We start from the raw sequence: 17,581 nt of genomic DNA, 5'->3' as shown, positions 1-17,581 counted from the left end.
CCGCGCTCACGACCGCGCTCACGACGGCGCTTTCCGCAGGCCGGGGGCACCGTACCCGCGGGTGGCGGGCGCGCGATCACACCGTCCGCCTCGTGGGCGGCCGCCCGGTACCGTCCCAGCCTGCCCCCGCCCGCATGCGCCCGCACCCGCCCGCACACCGAGCCGGTTGTCGGTGGCGGGCCGTACGCTGTCCCCCATGCAGAGCCCGTCGGACAGCGTCTACCCGGCCCACTGGGAAGCCGATGTCGTGCTGCGCGACGGCGGCACCGCGCGTATCCGCCCCATCACCCCCGACGACGCGCAGCGCCTGGTCTCGTTCTACGAACAGGTCTCGGACGAGTCGAAGTACTACCGCTTCTTCGCGCCCTACCCGCGCCTGTCCGACCGCGACGTGCACCGCTTCACCCACCACGACTACGTCGACCGGGTGGGCCTCGCCGCCACCGTGGGCGGCGAGTTCATCGCCACGGTCCGCTACGACCGCATCGACGAGCGCGGCCGCCCCGCCAAGGAGCCCGGCGCCGACCAGGCCGAGGTCGCCTTCCTCGTCCAGGACGCCCACCAGGGCCGCGGGGTGGCCTCCGCGCTCCTGGAGCACGTCGCCGCGGTCGCCCGGGAGCGCGGCATCCGCCGGTTCGCGGCCGAGGTGCTGCCCGCCAACACCAAGATGATCAAAGTCTTCACGGACGCCGGGTACACCCAGCAGCGCTCCTTCGAAGACGGCGTGGTGCGCCTGGTGTTCGACCTGGAGCCCACCGAGCAGTCCATGGCCGTCATGCGCGGCCGCGAGCAGCGCGCCGAGGCCCGCTCCGTACAGCGCCTGCTGGCGCCCGGCTCGGTCGCCGTCATCGGCACCGGCCGTGCCCCCGGCGGCGTCGGCCGCTCCGTCCTGCGCAACCTCCTCGACTCCGGCTATCCGGGCCGGGTGTACGCGGTCAACCACGCCTTCCCCGGGAGCGGCGCCCGCCTCGACCCCGAAGGCGTGCCGGGCCACCGCTCGGTGTCCGAGATCCCCGAGCCGGTGGACCTCGCGGTGCTCGCCGTCCCCGCCGCCCAGGTCCCCGACGTGGTCCGCGAGTGCGGCGAGCACGGCGTGCGCGGCCTGGTGATCCTCTCCTCCGGGTACGCCGAGTCCGGCCCCGAGGGCCGCGACCGGCAGCGCGCCCTGCTGCGCCAGGCCCGCTCGTACGGCATGCGGCTCATCGGGCCGAACGCCTTCGGCCTGATCAACACCGCGGCCGACGTCCGCCTGAACGCCTCCCTCGCCCCCCAAATGCCCGGTGCCGGGCGCATCGGCCTGTTCACACAGTCCGGCGCGATCGGCATCGCCCTGCTCAGCGGTCTGCACCGGCGCGGCCCCGGGGACGGCTCGATCGCCGGCATCTCCACCTTCCTGTCGGCCGGCAACCGCGCCGACCTCTCCGGCAACGACCTGCTCCAGTACTGGTACGACGACCCCGCCACCGACGTCGCGATCCTCTACCTGGAGTCCATCGGCGACCCGCGCAAGTTCATGCGGCTCGCCCGCCGGACCGCCGCCGTCAAGCCCGTCGTCGTCGCCAAGGGCGCCCGCCACACCGGCACCGCGCCGCTCGGCCACACCGTCCCCACGGTCCGCATCCCCGACAGCACGGTCTCCGCCCTGATGCGCCAGGCCGGCGTGATCCGGGTCGACACGGTCACCGAGCTGATCGACGCCGGGCTGCTGCTCGCCTCCCAGCCGCTGCCGAACGGCCCGCGCGTCGCCATCCTCGGCAACTCCGAGTCCCTTGCCCTGCTGACGTACGACGCCTGTCTGACCGAGGGGCTGCGGCCGCTGCGGCCGCACGTCCTCGCCGCCGCGGCCACGCCCGAGGACTTCCATACGGCGCTGGCCGCCGCCCTGGCCAACGGCCTCTGCGACGCCGTCGTCGTCACGGCCATCCCCTGGGTGGGGGAGGAGGGCGTGGCCTCCCCGGGGGAAGGCGCCGACCTCGCCGCGGCGCTGCGCGCGGCGGCCTCGTCCGCGACGCCCGCCAAGCCGGTCACCGTCGTGCACCTGGCCATGGACGCCCTCGCCGACGCCCTGGCGGCTCCGCCGCCCCCCGAGAGCGCTCCACAGCCGCCCCACAACGCCCCGCAGCCCCACAACGCCCCGCCACCGTCCGACGGCACCCCGGCCCGCCCGAACGCCTCCACGGCCCCGGGCGGCGCCACCGGAGCCCCGCAGGCCCCCGCCCCGCCCCCAACCGGCCCGCCCGGCGGCGCATCCACAGGCGCCCCGTCCGCCGCCCCCCTGGTCCCGGCCTTCCCCGCCGCCGAGCGCGCCGTCCGGTCGCTCGCCCAGGCGGTGCGGTACGCGAAATGGCGCAAGGACGCCACCGACCCGGGCCGGGTGCCCGAGTACGAGGACATCGAGGAGGCCGCCGCCGGCGCCGACATCGACCGGCTGCTCGACGAACTCGCCCGGCACGCCGACATCACCCGCTCCGTACCGCTGCCGGCCGGGGACGCCCACGCCCTCCTGGCCCGGTACGGCATCCCCGTGCGCCCCGCCCACCCGGCGCCCGACCCGGACACCGCCGTACGCGCCGCCGCCCGCCTCGGTTACCCCGTCGCCCTGAAGACCACCGCACCGCATCTCCGCCACCGCCCCGACCTCGGCGGCGTCCGGCTGGACCTGACCGGCGAGGCGGAGCTGCGCCGTGCCTACGCCGAGCTGACCGACTTCCTCGGCAAGCCGGAGGAGCTGCGCCCGGTCGTCCAGCCGATGGTGCCGCGCGGCGTCGACACGGTCGTCCGCGCCGCCATCGACCCGGCCGCCGGCGCCGTGCTGTCCTTCGGCCTCGCCGGTGCCCCCTCGCAGCTCCTCGGCGACATGGCACACCGCCTCATCCCCGCGACCGACCGCGACGTCGCCGAGCAGATACGCTCCATCCGCACGGCTCCGCTGCTGTTCGGCTGGCGCGGCAGCCAGCCGGTGGACACCGCCGCCCTGGAGGATCTGCTGCTGCGGGTCTCCCGGCTGGTCGACGACCACCCCGAGGTCGTCGGCGTCGACCTGGAGCCCGTCGTCGTCGCCCCGCACGGCCTCGCCGTCCTGGACGCCACGGTCCGCCTGGCCCGCCCGCCGGCCACCACCGACCTGGGCCCCCGCCGGATGTCCGCCTACTGAGCGCCGGGCCCGGGCCCGGCCGGGCGGGACCGCCGGGCGCGGGGCCGAGCCGTGCTCCGCGCAGTCCCGGCCGGGCCTCCTCGGGCCCCGCACCGGGCGCCCGGGGTCCGGACGAGGGCTCTCGGACCCGCCCCGGCCGGTACGCCCCGTAAGATGGCCGCATGGCTAAGACCGGTACGACGACCCAAGGGCTGCGCGCGGCGATCGAGCGCAGCGGCTATTACCCGGCCCTGGTGGCCGAGGCGGTGCAGGCCGCGGTCGGCGGCGAGCCGGTGGTCTCGTACTTGGTCCACCAGGAGACGACCTTCGACGCCAACGAGGTCCGCCGCCACGTCACGGTCCTGGTCCTGACGGGCACCCGGTTCATCGTCAGCCACACCGACGAGCAGTCCGCCGACGACACCTCCCCCTCGCCGTACGCGACGACCTCCACCGAGTCCGTGAAGCTGGGCCGGATCTCCTCCGTCGTGCTCAGCCGGGTGGTCGCCAACCCCGAGTCGTACACCCCGGGCCGACTGCCCCGCGAGGTCGTCCTGACCATCGGCTGGGGCGCCGTCGCCCGTCTGGATCTGGAGCCCGCCACCTGCGGCGACCCCAACTGCGAGGCCGACCACGGCTACACCGGCTCCTCGACGGCCGACGACCTGTCGCTGCGCGTCAGCGAGGCCGGTGACGGCCCGGACACCGTGCGGCAGACCCTCGCCTTCGCCCAGGCCCTGTCCGAAGCCACCGCGGCCACCACCCGCTGATGGCACACGCCGTCCCCGCCTGGCCGGAACCGGAACCCCTCGACCTGGCCGGCGCGCCGGTGCCCCGCTACGGCACCGGCTCGCTCGCCGACCTGCTGCCCGCCATCACCGCCGGCCAGGGCCTGACCCAGCCCGGCGCCGGGCAACCGGGCGCGCCGGGCATGGGCCTGGACCCCGCCGACCGCGTCTGTGTCTTCCTCATCGACGGTCTCGGCTGGGAGCTGCTGCGCGACCACCCCGACGAGGCGCCGTTCCTGACGTCCCTTCTGGACAGCTCGTTCAACCGCACGGGCAGCCCGATCACCGCCGGTTTCCCGGCCACCACCGCCGCCTCGCTCGCCTCCGTCGGCACCGGCCTGCCGCCGGGCGCCCACGGCCTGGCCGGGTACACCTGTCTGAACCCGGACACCGGCGAGCTGATGAACCAGCTCCGCTGGTACCCGTGGACCGACCCGTACGCCTGGCAGCCGTACCCGACCGTCTTCCAGCAGGCGCACGCCGCCGGGATCCACACCTGCCAGGTCTCCTCGCCGAACTTCGAGCGCACCCCGCTCACCGAGGTCGCGCTCAGCGGCGGCACGTTCCACGGACGGCTCGCCGGCGAGGAACGCATGGACCTGGCGGCCGAGCAGCTCGCCGCCGGTGACCGCTCGCTGGTCTACACCTACTACGCCGAGGTGGACGGCGCCGGACACCGCTACGGCGTCGACTCCGACGCCTGGCGCGGCCAGTTGATGTACGTCGACCGCCTCGCCCAGCGCCTCGCCGAGCAACTGCCGCCGCGCAGCGCCCTGTACGTCACCGCCGACCACGGCATGGTCGACATCCCGTTCGACCCGGAGCACCGCGTCGACTTCGACGAGGACTGGGAACTGCGCGCCGGTGTGCGGCTGCTGGGCGGCGAGGGGCGCGCGCGGCATCTGTACGCCCACCCCGGCGCGGCCGGTGACGTGCTCGCGGTATGGCGGGAGGTGGTCGGGGAACACATGTGGGTGGCGGGCCGCGACGAGGCCATCGCCGCCGGGTGGTTCGGCCCCCGGGTCGACGACCGGGTCCGGGCCCGTATCGGTGACGTCGTCGCCGCCGCGCACGCCGACATGGTGATCGTGGCGAGCGAGACGGAGCCGCGCGAGTCCGCGATGGTCGGGATGCACGGCTCGATGACCCCGGCCGAACAGCTCGTCCCGCTCCTCGAAGTCCGTACCTGAGCCCGTACCCCAGTCCGTACCCGACCGTGGGTGGCTGAGCCCGGCCCCACGTCCTGTCCGCCCTGCCGCCCGGCGGGCGCGCCCCCACGCGCGCTCCCGTCCGCCCCCACCCGGCACAAGCCCGAAAGGCCCGCGTTCTCCCATGCCCGAGCTGGTGTTCTTCTCCGGAACGATGGACTGCGGAAAGAGCACCCTCGCTCTGCAGATCGAGCACAACCGCTCGGCCCGCGGCCTGCAAGGAATGATCTACACACGCGACGACCGGGCGGGCCGCGGCAAGCTCTCCTCCCGCCTCGGGCTGGTCACCGAGGCCGTCGAGGCGACGGACGAGATGGACTTCTACGCCCACATCGTCGCCGCCCTCAGTTCCGGCGGCCGGGTGGACTACGTCATCGCCGACGAGGCGCAGTTCCTCGCCCCGGACCAGATCGACCAGCTCGCGCGGGTCGTCGACGATCTGGAGCTGGACGTCTTCGCCTTCGGCATCAGCACCGACTTCCGCAGCAAGCTCTTCCCCGGCTCGCAGCGCCTGGTCGAACTGGCCGACCGCATAGAGGTCCTCCAGGTCGAGGCCCTGTGCTGGTGCGGCGCCCGCGCCACCCACAACGCCCGCACCCTCGACGGCCAGATGGTCGTCGAGGGCGCGCAGGTCGTCATCGGCGACGTCCACAGCGCTCCCGCGGAGGTCGGCTACGAGGTGCTCTGCCGCCGCCACCACCGGCGCCGCCAGACCTCCGCCACCGCCCACGCGGCGGCGCTCTCACCGGACGTACTGCCGGTGTACACCGCCGAGTAGCGCCGGGCGGCGGCACCGGAGGGCGCGCCGCGCGGGCGCCGCGCGCCCCGTCCGGCCGATTGCTCAGCCCGGCTGCTGGAGCAGGGCGAACACGGCCCCCTCGGGGTCGGCGACCGTCGCCACGCGCCCGTACGCGGAGTCCTGGGCCGCCTTCACCTCCTGGCCGCCCAGTTCCACCACGCGCCGCACCGCGGCATCGGTGTCCGACACGGCGAAGTACGTCATCCAGTGCGGCCCCAGCTCCCGCGGCAGCGCGTCGCCGACGCCGTGCACTCCCGCCACCGGCTGCCCCTTCAGATGCAGTGTCAGGTAGTCGGGGACCGCGTCCTCCGGCCGGGTCTCGTAGCCGAACACCGCCTCGTAGAAGGCGGTCACCTCCGTCTCCCGGGTCACCAGCTCGTTCCACACCGGAGCCCCGGGCACGCCGACCAGCGCCGCGCCCACCATCTCCTTGCCCTGCCACAGCCCGAAGACCGAACCCTGCGGGTCCGAGGCGATCGCCATCCGCCCCGCCTCGTCGTCGGCGTCCAGCGGCCCGACGGCGACCGTTCCGCCGCAGCAGCGGATCTGCTCGGCCGCCGCGTCCGCGTCGTCACTGGCCAGGTAGGTCGTCCAGGCGACCCGCAGGTGGCGGTCGGGCGCCAGTTCCCCGATCCCGGCCACCTCCCGCCCCTGGAGACAGGCCCGGACGTACGGGCCGAAGTGCTGCGGCCCCGGTTTGAACTCCCAGCCGAACAGCGCGCTGTAGAACTGCTCCGTCGTGGCCAGGTCGTGCACCATGAGACTCACCCAGCAAGGCGCGCCGGGCGTCCGCCGAGTCGTTGCCTCGGTCGTCATCGTCACTCTCTCCTCGGACCATCGGGGTGGTGGCCGTGCGGGGACCGGGCGCGAGTGCGCCGTCCCGTGCAGATGCTCGCACCCCCTCATCCGCCGCGCGCCCCGGCCGCGCCGTCTTCGACGCGTTCCCATGGAAGATTGCCCGATTTGATGTTTCGCACCCGTTTCGGCGACGTTGCCGTTCGGGGGCGTGCTCCGGGTGCCCGCCCGGGCGGGCCGCGCGCGGGGCCGGGCACCGCCTTCTGCGGCGGGCCCGTCCTGCGCGAGGATGAGCCCCATGAACGCGCTCATCACCGCCGCCGAGCTGGCGGACGCACTGGCCTCCGGGACCCCGCCGGTCCTCCTCGACGTCCGCTACCGGCTCGGCGGCCCGCCCGGCCGCCCCGAGTACGAGGCCGGGCACGTACCCGGCGCCGTCTACGTGGACATGGACGGCGACCTCGCGGGCCCCGCGGGGCCGGCCGGCCGCCACCCCCTCCCGGACCTCGACGCCTTCGCCGAGGCGATGCGCCGGGCCGGGGTCTCGGCGGACCGCCCCGTGGTCGTGTACGACGGGGGGCTGGGGGCGCCTCCCGGGCAAGGCGCCGGGGGCGGGTGGTCGGCGGCCCGTGCCTGGTGGATGCTGCGCTACACCGGGCACCCCGCGGTACGGGTCCTGGACGGCGGCCTGGCCGCCTGGATCGCGTCCGGGGGGACCCTCAGTACCGACGTACCGTCTCCCGAGCCCGGCGATTTCGCCGCGGTGCCCGGCGCGCTGCCGCTGCTGACGGCGGACGAGGCGGCGGCCCTGGCCCGGCGGGGTGTCCTGCTGGACGCGCGGGCCGGGGAGCGCTACCGGGGTGAGGTGGAGCCCATCGACCGCGTGGCCGGGCACATCCCGGGCGCGCTGTCCGCGCCCACGGCGGAGAACCTCGCCGCCGACGGCACGTTCCTGCCGCCCGCCGAGCTGGCCGCCCGCTTCACCGCCCTCGGGGCCACCGCGGACGCCGAGGTCGGGGTCTACTGCGGTTCGGGCGTCTCGGCCGCGCAGGAGGTGCTGGCCCTCACGGTCGCGGGCGTTCCCGCGGCGCTGTACGTGGGCTCCTGGAGCGAGTGGTCCAGCGACCCGGCGCGTCCGGTGGCCACCGGCGCGCAGGCGGGCTGACATCCGGCCGAAAACGATCCGTACGCTCGTCCGCTTCGGCGGGCGGGCGTATCGGGCGGCGGGCGCGCGGACACGGGCCGGCGTCCCAGCCGCTACGTCCGTGCCTGCCCCGCCGCTACTCCGGTTTCTTGCGCCGTGTCCCGAAGACGATCTCGTCCCAGCTCGGCACGGCGGCGCGCCGCCCCGGCCGTACGCCGTCGGCCTCGGCCTGGCGGTCGGTCGTCCCCGTGAGGCGGTCCCGGTGGCCCGCCACTGCCCGTGGCATGAGCACGTCGGCGTAGGCCGACCCCGCGCCCGCGCTCGCCGCCGGAGCGGCCGGCTCCTCCAGCTCCTCGTCCTCGACGGACTCCTCCTGCGCCGGCGCCTTCGCCGGCTCCGGGACGACCATGTCGCCACGGAAGCTGGGCACCGCCTCCAGGAGGCTGGTCAGGGAGTCGCGCTCCCGCTCGCCGGAGCCGTCCTCGGCCCGCGCCTGCTCGGCGTCCTCGCCCCCCGTACGGTCGCGGTCGCGGTCCTGGGACGACTGGCGGTCCAGGGCGCGGTCCAGCGGCCGGTCGCGCGGCAGCCGCGCGATACGCGGCACGAACGGGAAGCTGGGCTCCGGGGTGTCGTCGGTCTCGCCGATCAGCGCCCGCGCCTCGTCGTCGACGGCCTGGACGAGCCGCCGCGGCGGGTCGTAGGTCCAGCTCGCCGAGTGCGGCTCGGCCGCGACGCGGTAGACCAGCAGGACCTCCCAGGTGCCGTCGTCGCGCCGCCAGGAGTCCCACTGCACGGATTCCTTGTCGGCGCCGCGCAGCAGCAGCCGCTCCGCGACGGCCTCGCCGAGCTGCGGGCCGGTGTTCTCCCCGGGGCGGCGTACGGGCGTCTTGCGGGCCCGCTCGGCCATAAAGGCGCGCTCGGCGAGCACCGGGCCCTCGAAGCGGCGCACCCGGTCGACCGGGATGCCGGCGAGCTGGGCGACCTCCTCGGCGGAGGCACCGGCCCTTATACGGGCCTGGATGTCCCGCGGGCGCAGGTGGCTCTCGACCTCGATCTCGATCTGGCCGAGTCGCGCGCGGTCGTTACGGACCGCGGCGCGCAGCCGCTCGTCGATCGGAAGCGTGTACTCGGTGCTGTCCGCAGCTTTGAGCACCAGCCGTGTGCCGTCGTTGGAGACGGCCACGACACGCAGTTCGGGCATGGGGACCTCCCGGGTGGTGCCTGCCGACGTCACGTGCGTCGCTGCTTCCGCTAGTCGAGTGTGGCCTGCCCGGGTGCAGCCTGCCACAACATTGCCGAGTTACCCGGCGTGTCGAGGCTTGGCCCAGAAACGCCGTTATGACACGGTTACCTGTTCGCAACGCTCAGTGACCATGTCCTGTTCCTGCTCCCAGTCACCCGTGCCCGGTGGCGGCACCCGGGGGTGAGTGCCACCTTCCGGCCCCCTCCCGTGTATCCGGGCAGCCGGACGGGATACCGGGGCCAGGGCTCGCCACAGTACTCCATTCGGGCCACTGAGGTGGACCGCCGCGCCACCGAAGTTCTCGTACGCCAAGGGAGTTGGTCGCCTTGTCGATCTCTCTACACGGCGTGACGGGTGGCGAGGTTCACAGAATCCGCAGAATCGGAACTACCGGCTTCGCCCATAGGTCACTTGTCCGTGCAAGATGGATCGAAGGGGCGATCAAAGGCTGGAGATGGACAACAAAAGCGATACCGACACGAAAAACAAGGAGAAACGGCTCGACCTGAGCGTTCCTCAGGTCGCGGGCAGTGCCCTGGCGGCTGCGGTCGCCGCCTTTCTCGCCGGGAAGCTCGGCGTGTACGGGACCATCATCGGCGCGGGTGTGGTGAGTGTCGTGGCCACGACCGGCGGCTCGGTCTTCCAGCACCTCTTCCGGCGTACCGGCGAGCAGCTCAAGGAAGCCGCGACCGTCGGCACCCGGCCGAAGCCGCGCCGGTCCTCGGCCTCCCGCAGACCGCCGGGCGCCGGGTCCGGCACCGGCATGGTGCTGCCCACCTTCGACCGGCACGGCGCGGAGGACGAGATCACGTCCGTCGCGGCCAAGGACCAGGCCGGGGACACCGACCGTACGCAACTGCTTCCGCAGGCCGGGGACGCGGACCGTACGCGGATGCTGCCGCAGGCCGACGCGGCGCGGGCCTCCGGCGCGGACGCCGCGAACGCCGCGGACACCGACAAGACGCAGATGGTGCCGCGCCTCGACGACCGGACCATGGCGCTGGGGCAGGCGCGCCCCGGCCATCCGGCGGCGGGCGCCACCGCGGTGCCGCGGCGGGCCGAGGAGGTCAGCACCGCCACCTACGGCACCCGGCTGCGCGGCTGGAAGCGTCCCGCGCTGGCCGCGCTGGCGATCTTCGTGCTGTCCATGGGCGCCGTCACCTGCGTCGAGGTGATCACCGGGAAGACCGCGGCGGGCGGTGACGGCACCTCGGTGGGCAAGTTCTTCGAGGGCAACGGGCACAAGTCCGAGCCGAAGCCCCCGCCGGCCACGGACCGGCCGTCTCCCGGGACCTCCCACGGCGACGGCACGACGGGCAGCACCGGCGGCACGCCGTCGCCCGGCCCCAGCGGCTCCACCGGCACCGGCGACGGCACCACCGGCGGTACGGGCGCCCCGTCCTCGCCGACGCCGAGCCCGGACGCGAGCCGGAGCGGCGGGCCCACCCCGCCGCCGAGCCCGCAGCCGTCGAAGTCCGGCGGCGGCACCGGGGACGACACCGGCAAGGGCGGTGACGACTCCAAGGGCGATTCCGGCGACCGGAACAAGCAGGAGCCCGGCCAACAGCAGGCCCCCGACCCGAAATCCTCGTGAACGCGGGACGGAAATCCGCACCCGGGCGGGACGTAATGCCGTCCCGCCCGGGGACCTAATCCCCTTAACCGGCGCGGAATTTCCGTCCTCCGCGGCGGCCGATTCCCTTTCGGCGGGAGAACGGACCGGGCCGCCCCACGGGCGGTGCCCCGAACCGGCCCGGACCCGGCCCACGCGCCGGGTCCGGGCCGGGCCGCTGCCGGGCCCCTGGGCCCACCGGGCCGTTCATCCCTGCGGGACGTTGGGCCGAATGGGCGTTTCAGCCGTCCGGGCGGTCCTGCCGGCCCGGTCGCGGTCTCACTCGCCCAGCACGCGCCGCAGGTAGGCGTTGGTGAACAGGCGCTGGGGGTCCAGCCGGTCGCGCAGCGCGGTGAACGCACCGAATTGCGGGTAGACGCCGGCCAGGTACGCGGCATCGCGGCTGTGCAGCTTCCCCCAGTGCGGCCGCCCGCCGTGCGCCGTCATGATCCGCTCGGCGGCGGTGAAGTACGCCCGGTACGGCGTCCCCCGGTACATGTGTACGGCGATGTAGGCGGTGTCCCGCCCGAAGGCGGTGGACAGCGGGATGTCGTCGGCCGGCGCGGTCCGCACCTCCACCGGGAAGCTCACCCGGAAGTCCGAGCGCTCCACCAGCGTCCGCAGCTCGCGCAGCGCCTCGACGGCGGCCTCCCGCGGCAGCGCGTACTCCATCTCCACGAAGCGCACCCGGCGGGGGCTGGTGAAGACCTTGTACGGGATGTCGGTGTACGTACGGGCGGACAGGGCGCGGCTGGAGAGCAGGGCGAGGCCGGGAACGGTGGCGGGCACCGCCCGGCCGACGGCGCACGCGGCGCGGAAGACCCCGTTGGAGAGCAGTTCGTCGTCGATCCAGCCGCCGACCCGGCCGAGCGGGGCGGCGGGGCCCTGGCTGCGGTTGTTGCGCTTGGTGCTGCAGTTGCCGGTGTGCGGGAACCAGTAGAACTCGAAGTGCTCGTTCTCGGCCACGAACTGGTCGAACTCGGCCGTCACCCGGGTGAAGGACATCGGCTCCTCACGGGCCGACAGCCAGAACTGCGGCTCCACGGCGAGGGTGACGGAGCTGATCACGCCCAGCGCGCCCAGGCCCACCCGGGCCGCCGCGAAGATCTCCGGGTGTTCGGTGGCGGAGCAGGTGCGCACCGTGCCGTCGGCGGTGACCAGGTCGAGCGCGGTGATCTGGGCGGCCAGGGACGCCGAGTCGCGGCCGGTGCCGTGGGTGCCGGTGCTCACCGCCCCGGAGACCGTCTGCTCCATGATGTCGCCCATGTTGGCCAGCGACAGGCCGTGCGCGGCGAGGGCCTGGTTGAGGTGCCTGAGCGTGGTGCCGGCGGCCACCGTCACCGTGCCGGCGGCGGGGTCCACCTTCCGTATGCCGGTCAGCCGCTCGGGCCGTATCAGCAGGCCGTCGGTGGCGGCGGCCGCGGTGAAGGAGTGGCCGGTGCCGGCCGCCTTGACCGTCAGCCCGTCGGCGGCCGCCGCGCGCACCGCCGCGGCCAGTTCCCCGGTGGAGGCCGGCGCGACGCTGCGCGCCGGGTCCGCGGTGACGGTGCCCGCCCAGTTACGCCAGGCGGGCCGGGGCCTGGTCCCCCGTATCGCCCGTACCGCGCGGGCCGCCCCCGTCCGTACGGCCGTCCTGTCCCTGCCGGTCGTCCTGTGTGCCTCGGTCATCTGCGCCCGTCCCCTCACGCTGCGGCGCCGGCCGCAGCCGGCGGTATCCGAGGAACGCCACCGCCGCCGCGAGCGCCCCCGCCACGGCCGGCACCAGGTAGCCGCGGCCGGCTCCGGCCGCGTCCACCACCGACCCGGCGGCCGACGAGCCGAGCGCCACTCCGACCGCGAGCCCGGTGCTGGTCCAGGTCATGCCCTCGGTCAGGTTCGCGCGCGGTACGTGCTGCTCGACGAGGGCCATGGTGGTCACCATCGTCGGCGCGATGGACAGGCCCGCGAAGAAGAGCGCCACGGCCAGCAACGGAAGGTTCCCGACCAGTTGGAGCGGGATCATACTCACGGCCATCGCACACACACCCACCAGCCACCGGCGGGCGGCCAGGCCCTTGAAATGGATCATCCCGAACACCACGCCCGCGGAGCACGACCCGAGCGCGTAGGTCGCCAGCACCAGGCTGGCGGCGCCCTGATGGCCCTGCTCCGTGGCGAACGCCAGGGTCACCACGTCGATCGCGCCGAAGATCGCACCGGTCGCCACGAACGTGACCACCAGCACCTGGAGGCCGCGCGAGCGCAACGCCGAGCCCTTGGCGTGGTGTTCGCGCGGATGCGGCGCCGGCTCGGTCGCGCGCTGCGCCGTCAGCCAGAAGACTCCCGCCACCAGGAAGACCGTCGCCAGCAGCGGGCCCGCCTCGGGGAACCAGGAGGTGGACAGGCCGATGGAGAGGATCGGGCCGACGATGAAGCACGCCTCGTCGACGATCGACTCCCACGAGTAGGCGGTGTGCAGCAGGTGCGGCGAGCTGTGGTGGACGGCCGCCCAGCGGGCCCGGACCATCGAGCCGACGCTGGGCACACAGCCCGCGCAGGCCGTGAAGACGAACAGCGTCCAGTCGGGCCAGCCCTGCTGCGCGCTCACCAGCAGTCCGGCCATGGCGGCCGCCGAGATCAGGGTCACCGGGCGCAGCACCCGGCGCTGGCCGTGCCGGTCCACCAGCCGGGAGACCTGCGGGCTGAGCACCGCCGAGGCCAGCGCGACGGTCGCCGCCAGGGCCCCCGCGAGGCCGTACCGGCCGGTCAGCAGCGAGACCATGGTGACGATGCCGATGCTGGACATCGACAGCGTCATCCGGCCCAGGAAGCCGGCGGCGGTGAACGTCTTGGTGCCGGGTGTGTCGAAGAGCGCGCGGTACGGGCTTGGCATGGGGAGCTCCGCCGGTGAGAGCCGCCGCCGGGGGCGCCGGAGGTCGGTAAGGCATGTCTGAGGCCGACACAGCTTACGCGTGCCGGTCGGTCGGCCGCTCCGGTTTTCCGCCTGTCAGTGGCTGGTGGCAGGATCGAAGACATGCCCGAACAGTGCGATCCGCCCCTTCCAACCGCCGGGGGGACCCCCGGTCCCTACGACGCCCTGCTGCTGCTGTCCTTCGGCGGCCCCGAAGGCCCGGACGACGTCGTCCCCTTCCTGGAGAACGTCACCCGCGGCCGCGGCATCCCCCGCGAGCGACTGAAGGAGGTCGGGCAGCACTACTTCCTGTTCGGCGGCGTCAGCCCGATCAACGCGCAGAACCGCGAGCTGCTGGACGCCCTGCGCAAGGACTTCGCCGAACACGGCCTGGACCTGCCGGTCTACTGGGGCAACCGCAACTGGGCGCCCTACCTGGTCGACACGCTGCGCGAGATGGTCCGCGACGGCCGCCGCCGCATCGCCGTCCTGGCCACGAGCGCCTACGCCTCGTACTCCGGCTGCCGCCAGTACCGCGAGAACCTGGCCGACGCGCTCGCCACCCTCCGGGCCGACGGCCTGCCGGTGCCGCAGGTGGACAAGCTCCGCCACTACTTCAACCACCCCGGCTTCGTCCGCCCGATGGTCGACGGCGTGCTCGCCTCCCTCGCCGAACTCCCCGAGGGCGTCCGCGACGGCGCCCACATCGCCTTCACCACCCACTCCATCCCGACCGCCGCGGCCGACACCTCCGGCCGCCCGGAGGACCACACCGGGGACGGCGAGGACGGCGGGGACGGCGGGGGCGGCGGGGGCGGCGGGGGCGGCGCGTACGTCGCCCAGCACCTCGACGTGGCCCGGGTGATCGCGGAAGCGGTCCGCGAGGAGACCGGCGTCGAGCACCCGTGGCGGCTGGTCTACCAGTCCCGCAGCGGCGCCCCGCACATCCCTTGGCTGGAACCGGACATCTGCGACCACCTCGAAGAGGTGCACGGCGCGGGCGCCCCCGCCGTCGTCATGGCCCCCATCGGCTTCGTCTCGGACCACATGGAGGTCAAGTACGACCTCGACACCGAAGCCACCGCCAAGGCCGCCGAGCTGGGCCTGCCCGTCGCCCGCTCCGCCACCGTCGGCGCCGACCCGCGCTTCGCCGCGGCCGTCCGCGACCTGGTCCTGGAGCGCGCCGCCGCCGAGCGGGGCGGCGCTCCGGCGCGCTGCGCCCTCGGCGAGCTGGGCCCCAGCCACGACCTGTGCCCGGTCGGCTGCTGCCCGGCCCGCACCCCGCGCCCGGCTGCCGCGGGCGTGGACTGGTCCGGCCCGGTGGTGCCGGAGGCCCGGGGGTAGGGCCGGGCCCGCACCGGGTCACCAGACGTTCGGCGGCGCCGCGCCGCCCCGTACGGCCGTCACGGGCGGCCGTCCGTACGAGCAAGGAGCACCGTGTCCGATCCGCTGCAGGACGAACTTCTCGACCTGGCCCTGGAGGCCGCCCGCCGCGCCGGTGAACTGCTGCGCGACGGCCGCCCCGCCGACCTCGGCGTGGCCGCGACGAAGACCAGCCCCATCGACGTCGTCACCGAGATGGACATCGCCAGCGAGAAGCTGATCACCGGCTTCCTCGCCGAGCGGCGTCCGGACGACGGCTTCCTGGGGGAGGAGGGCGCCAGCGTCACGGGCAGCAGCGGGGTCCGCTGGGTCATCGACCCGGTCGACGGCACGGTCAACTACCTGTACGGGCTGCCCTCCTGGGCCGTGTCCATCGCCGCTGAGAAGGACGGCGAGGCCGTCGTCGGCGTCGTCGCGGCGCCGATGCGCGGCGAGACGTACCACGCCGTTCTGGGCGGCGGCGCCTTCCGCAACGGCGAGCCGGTCCACTGCCGCCCCGCGCCGCCGCTGTCCCAGGCCCTGATCGGTACGGGCTTCGCCTACATCGGCGAGCGCCGTGCCGCCCAGGCCGAGGTGCTGCGCACCCTGCTCCCGCGGGTCCGCGACATCCGGCGCGGCGGTTCGGCCGCGATCGACCTGTGCGACGTGGCCTGCGGCCGGCTCGACGGCTACTACGAGCGCGGGCTGAACCCGTGGGACATGGCGGCCGGCGCCCTGATCGCCCGCGAGTCCGGCGCGTCGACCGGCGGCTGTCCCGGCGAGCCCGCCTCCAACGACCTGGTCGTGGCCGCCTCGCCGAAGGTGTTCGCGGTCCTTCAGCCCCTGCTGGAGGAACTGGGCGCCTGGCACGACTGAGATCTTGGCCCCGCCCGGCACGCGACAGCGCCCCGGACCCTGCGCGGGTCCGGGGCGCTGCCGTCGTGAGCGGCCGGGAAGGGGTCAGGCGCTGGCTGCCGTGACCTGCACGCCGTGTTCGGCGGCAAGGCGCTGCAGGTCTTCCAGCTCGGCCTGCTCCACCTCGACGAGGAAGTCGTCGCCCGACTCGCGGGCCCGGTCCAGGTCGGCCTCGGTGTTCCGTATGCGCTGCAGAATGCCTGCGGTGAACGCGTCCATGGTGCGCCCCCTCGTCGTGGGTCGGTGGCACGGGGGTGTGCCGACGGGCGGGGCGATCACGGCGTGGTCCCTGCGAATGGAGCAGAGCGCGGCATGGCGCCGTACAGGGCGTGATCGCGGGTGTGCAGACGTCCTCCCCATGGGCAACCTCACGGAAACCTCAACCGGCACAGGAATTCGAAAACCGTCCGAAGGGCGCCGTTCCGGGGCCGGACCCGTCGGTCCGGAGCCCGGGGACACCCGGCCGCGGGGCGCCACCCACCCCTCTTACTGCCGGTTTACAGCCGTTCGGGGCAGGATGGAGGGGCTCCGATTTGCCGTGCCCCGGACTGCCAGGGCCCTGAGGAAGGAATTGCGACGTGCGTGTTCTCGTCGTCGAGGACGAGCAACTGCTCGCCGATGCGGTGGCCACCGGGCTGCGCCGGGAGGCCATGGCCGTCGACGTGGTGTACGACGGCGCGGCCGCCCTGGAACGCATCGAGATCAACGACTACGACGTGGTGGTGCTGGACCGGGACCTCCCCCTGGTGCACGGCGACGACGTCTGCCGCAAGATCGTCGAACTGGGGGTGCCCACCCGCGTCCTGATGCTCACCGCCTCCGGTGACGTCAGCGACCGCGTCGAGGGCCTGGAGATCGGCGCCGACGACTACCTCCCCAAGCCGTTCGCCTTCACCGAGCTGACCGCCCGGGTGCGGGCCCTGGGACGCCGTACGACGGTCGCCCTGCCGCCCGTCCTGGAGCGGGCCGGCATCAAGCTGGACCCGAACCGCCGCGAGGTCTTCCGCGACGGCAAGGAGGTCCAGCTCGCGCCGAAGGAGTTCGCGGTGCTGGAGGTCCTGATGCGCAGCGAGGGCACGGTCGTCTCGGCCGAGCAGCTCCTGGAGAAGGCGTGGGACGAGAACACCGACCCCTTCACCAACGTCGTGCGGGTCACGGTCATGACCCTGCGCCGCAAGCTGGGCGAGCCCGCGGTGATCGTCACGGTGCCGGGCTCCGGTTACCGGATCTGACGCCGATGCCCGCTTCGTCCAAGGCGCCCACCCCGCCGCCCGCCACCCCGCCCATGCCCACCTGGGATCCCCAACCGGTCAACGTCCGGCCGTTCCCCTGGCTGCGCCCCACCATCCGGATACGGCTCACGCTGCTGTACGGCGGCATGTTCCTGATGGCCGGCATCGTGCTGCTCACGATCATCTACATGCTGGCCGCCAACGCGCTCCAGGAAGGCAACGAGCTGCCCGTCAAGGTCCTCCGGGGCAACTTGGTGGCCACCAGCAACGTCTGCGACCTGCCCAGCCAGTCCTCCGGGGAGATCTTCACCCAGGCGATCCAGAGCTGCCTCCAGCACCAGCGGGCCCAGGCCCTGAACACCCTGCTCAACCGTTCCTTGCTGGCGTTGCTGGGGCTGACCGTCGTGGCGTTCGCCTTCGGGTACGCGATGGCGGGCCGGGTGCTGTCGCCGCTGGGGCG

Annotated in this window: 14 protein-coding genes and 1 pseudogene; 10 read left to right on the top strand and 5 right to left on the bottom strand. The window is 74.2% G+C overall.

Going from position 1 to position 17,581, the window contains the following annotated elements:
* The first annotated feature begins 196 nt into the window (after positions 1-196).
* The 4 genes from ACH4EB_RS26750 (at position 197) to ACH4EB_RS26735 (ending at position 5,907) form a co-directional block, all read left to right on the top strand.
* Positions 197-3,154: a GNAT family N-acetyltransferase gene (locus tag ACH4EB_RS26750; protein WP_398350325.1), complete on the top strand. Its 2,958-nt coding sequence runs from the start codon at positions 197-199 to the stop codon at positions 3,152-3,154.
* A gap of 161 nt (positions 3,155-3,315) precedes the next feature.
* Positions 3,316-3,903: a DUF5998 family protein gene (locus ACH4EB_RS26745; RefSeq protein WP_003981824.1), complete on the top strand. Its 588-nt coding sequence runs from the start codon at positions 3,316-3,318 to the stop codon at positions 3,901-3,903.
* Positions 3,903-5,111: an alkaline phosphatase family protein gene (locus tag ACH4EB_RS26740; protein WP_398350324.1), complete on the top strand. Its 1,209-nt coding sequence runs from the start codon at positions 3,903-3,905 to the stop codon at positions 5,109-5,111. The genes ACH4EB_RS26745 and ACH4EB_RS26740 overlap by 1 nt, the downstream gene beginning before the upstream one ends.
* A 142-nt stretch (positions 5,112-5,253) precedes the next feature.
* Positions 5,254-5,907 carry a thymidine kinase gene (locus tag ACH4EB_RS26735; RefSeq protein ID WP_398350322.1) on the top strand — a complete coding sequence of 218 codons (654 nt, stop codon included), beginning with the start codon at positions 5,254-5,256 and terminating at the stop codon, positions 5,905-5,907.
* Between the two features lie 63 nt (positions 5,908-5,970).
* Here the strand turns inward: ACH4EB_RS26735 and ACH4EB_RS26730 are convergent, their stop codons facing one another.
* Entirely contained in the window at positions 5,971-6,744 is a 774-nt protein-coding gene (locus tag ACH4EB_RS26730) for a VOC family protein (protein WP_398350321.1), read from the bottom strand.
* A gap of 277 nt (positions 6,745-7,021) precedes the next feature.
* Between ACH4EB_RS26730 and ACH4EB_RS26725 the strand changes: the two genes are divergently transcribed.
* Positions 7,022-7,888, top strand: coding sequence for a sulfurtransferase (locus ACH4EB_RS26725; protein WP_398350320.1), 867 nt, complete (start codon positions 7,022-7,024; stop codon positions 7,886-7,888).
* 115 nt (positions 7,889-8,003) lie between these two features.
* On the opposite strand, the gene sepH is transcribed toward ACH4EB_RS26725, so the two are convergent.
* The gene (gene sepH / locus ACH4EB_RS26720) at positions 8,004-9,068 is read right to left on the bottom strand and encodes a septation protein SepH (protein ID WP_398350319.1); all 1,065 of its coding nucleotides are present in this window, start codon (positions 9,066-9,068) and stop codon (positions 8,004-8,006) included.
* Positions 9,069-9,564: 496 nt separating this feature from the next.
* Here sepH and ACH4EB_RS26715 point away from each other — a divergent pair, with 496 nt between their 5' ends.
* Positions 9,565-10,704, top strand: coding sequence for a hypothetical protein (locus ACH4EB_RS26715; RefSeq protein ID WP_398350317.1), 1,140 nt, complete (start codon positions 9,565-9,567; stop codon positions 10,702-10,704).
* Between the two features lie 297 nt (positions 10,705-11,001).
* Here the strand turns inward: ACH4EB_RS26715 and ACH4EB_RS26710 are convergent, their stop codons facing one another.
* Positions 11,002-12,390, bottom strand: coding sequence for a D-arabinono-1,4-lactone oxidase (locus ACH4EB_RS26710; protein ID WP_398350316.1), 1,389 nt, complete (start codon positions 12,388-12,390; stop codon positions 11,002-11,004).
* Positions 12,281-13,594 carry an MFS transporter gene (locus tag ACH4EB_RS26705; protein ID WP_398350315.1) on the bottom strand — a complete coding sequence of 438 codons (1,314 nt, stop codon included), beginning with the start codon at positions 13,592-13,594 and terminating at the stop codon, positions 12,281-12,283. Before ACH4EB_RS26705 ends, ACH4EB_RS26710 begins: the two co-directional genes overlap by 110 nt.
* Before the next feature lie 141 nt (positions 13,595-13,735).
* Between ACH4EB_RS26705 and ACH4EB_RS26700 the strand changes: the two genes are divergently transcribed.
* Both ACH4EB_RS26700 and ACH4EB_RS26695 read left to right on the top strand, forming a co-directional pair.
* The gene (locus tag ACH4EB_RS26700; protein WP_398350313.1) at positions 13,736-14,956 is read left to right on the top strand and encodes a ferrochelatase; all 1,221 of its coding nucleotides are present in this window, start codon (positions 13,736-13,738) and stop codon (positions 14,954-14,956) included.
* A 93-nt stretch (positions 14,957-15,049) separates the two neighbouring features.
* A complete protein-coding gene (locus tag ACH4EB_RS26695; RefSeq protein ID WP_398350311.1) occupies positions 15,050-15,850 on the top strand; it encodes an inositol monophosphatase family protein in 801 nt (266 codons plus the stop codon).
* Between the two features lie 84 nt (positions 15,851-15,934).
* On the opposite strand, the gene ACH4EB_RS26690 is transcribed toward ACH4EB_RS26695, so the two are convergent.
* A complete protein-coding gene (locus ACH4EB_RS26690; protein WP_398350310.1) occupies positions 15,935-16,108 on the bottom strand; it encodes a hypothetical protein in 174 nt (57 codons plus the stop codon).
* 359 nt (positions 16,109-16,467) lie between these two features.
* Between ACH4EB_RS26690 and ACH4EB_RS26685 the strand changes: the two genes are divergently transcribed.
* Both ACH4EB_RS26685 and ACH4EB_RS26680 read left to right on the top strand, forming a co-directional pair.
* Positions 16,468-17,121 carry a response regulator transcription factor gene (locus ACH4EB_RS26685; protein WP_398350309.1) on the top strand — a complete coding sequence of 218 codons (654 nt, stop codon included), beginning with the start codon at positions 16,468-16,470 and terminating at the stop codon, positions 17,119-17,121.
* Between the two features lie 5 nt (positions 17,122-17,126).
* Positions 17,127-17,581: pseudogene (locus ACH4EB_RS26680) on the top strand (two-component sensor histidine kinase); the annotation flags it as partial.

Origin of the sequence: Streptomyces sp. NPDC018045, assembly GCF_044327445.1 — a bacterium.
Classification (GTDB): domain Bacteria; phylum Actinomycetota; class Actinomycetes; order Streptomycetales; family Streptomycetaceae; genus Streptomyces.
Note: the sequence above shows the minus strand (reverse complement) of the source record. Positions and strands in the feature narration are given on the sequence as shown.

What these genes read in the sequence shown, in the direction of transcription:
- ACH4EB_RS26750 (WP_398350325.1), top strand. Translation starts at nt 197, where the DNA reads ATGCAGAGCCCGTCGGACAGCGTCTACCCGGCCCACTGGGAAGCCGAT.
- ACH4EB_RS26745 (WP_003981824.1), top strand. Translation starts at nt 3,316, where the DNA reads ATGGCTAAGACCGGTACGACGACCCAAGGGCTGCGCGCGGCGATCGAG.
- ACH4EB_RS26740 (WP_398350324.1), top strand. Translation starts at nt 3,903, where the DNA reads ATGGCACACGCCGTCCCCGCCTGGCCGGAACCGGAACCCCTCGACCTG.
- ACH4EB_RS26735 (WP_398350322.1), top strand. Translation starts at nt 5,254, where the DNA reads ATGCCCGAGCTGGTGTTCTTCTCCGGAACGATGGACTGCGGAAAGAGC.
- ACH4EB_RS26730 (WP_398350321.1), bottom strand. Translation starts at nt 6,744, where the DNA reads ATGACGACCGAGGCAACGACTCGGCGGACGCCCGGCGCGCCTTGCTGG.
- ACH4EB_RS26725 (WP_398350320.1), top strand. Translation starts at nt 7,022, where the DNA reads ATGAACGCGCTCATCACCGCCGCCGAGCTGGCGGACGCACTGGCCTCC.
- sepH (WP_398350319.1), bottom strand. Translation starts at nt 9,068, where the DNA reads ATGCCCGAACTGCGTGTCGTGGCCGTCTCCAACGACGGCACACGGCTG.
- ACH4EB_RS26715 (WP_398350317.1), top strand. Translation starts at nt 9,565, where the DNA reads ATGGACAACAAAAGCGATACCGACACGAAAAACAAGGAGAAACGGCTC.
- ACH4EB_RS26710 (WP_398350316.1), bottom strand. Translation starts at nt 12,390, where the DNA reads ATGACCGAGGCACACAGGACGACCGGCAGGGACAGGACGGCCGTACGG.
- ACH4EB_RS26705 (WP_398350315.1), bottom strand. Translation starts at nt 13,594, where the DNA reads ATGCCAAGCCCGTACCGCGCGCTCTTCGACACACCCGGCACCAAGACG.
- ACH4EB_RS26700 (WP_398350313.1), top strand. Translation starts at nt 13,736, where the DNA reads ATGCCCGAACAGTGCGATCCGCCCCTTCCAACCGCCGGGGGGACCCCC.
- ACH4EB_RS26690 (WP_398350310.1), bottom strand. Translation starts at nt 16,108, where the DNA reads ATGGACGCGTTCACCGCAGGCATTCTGCAGCGCATACGGAACACCGAG.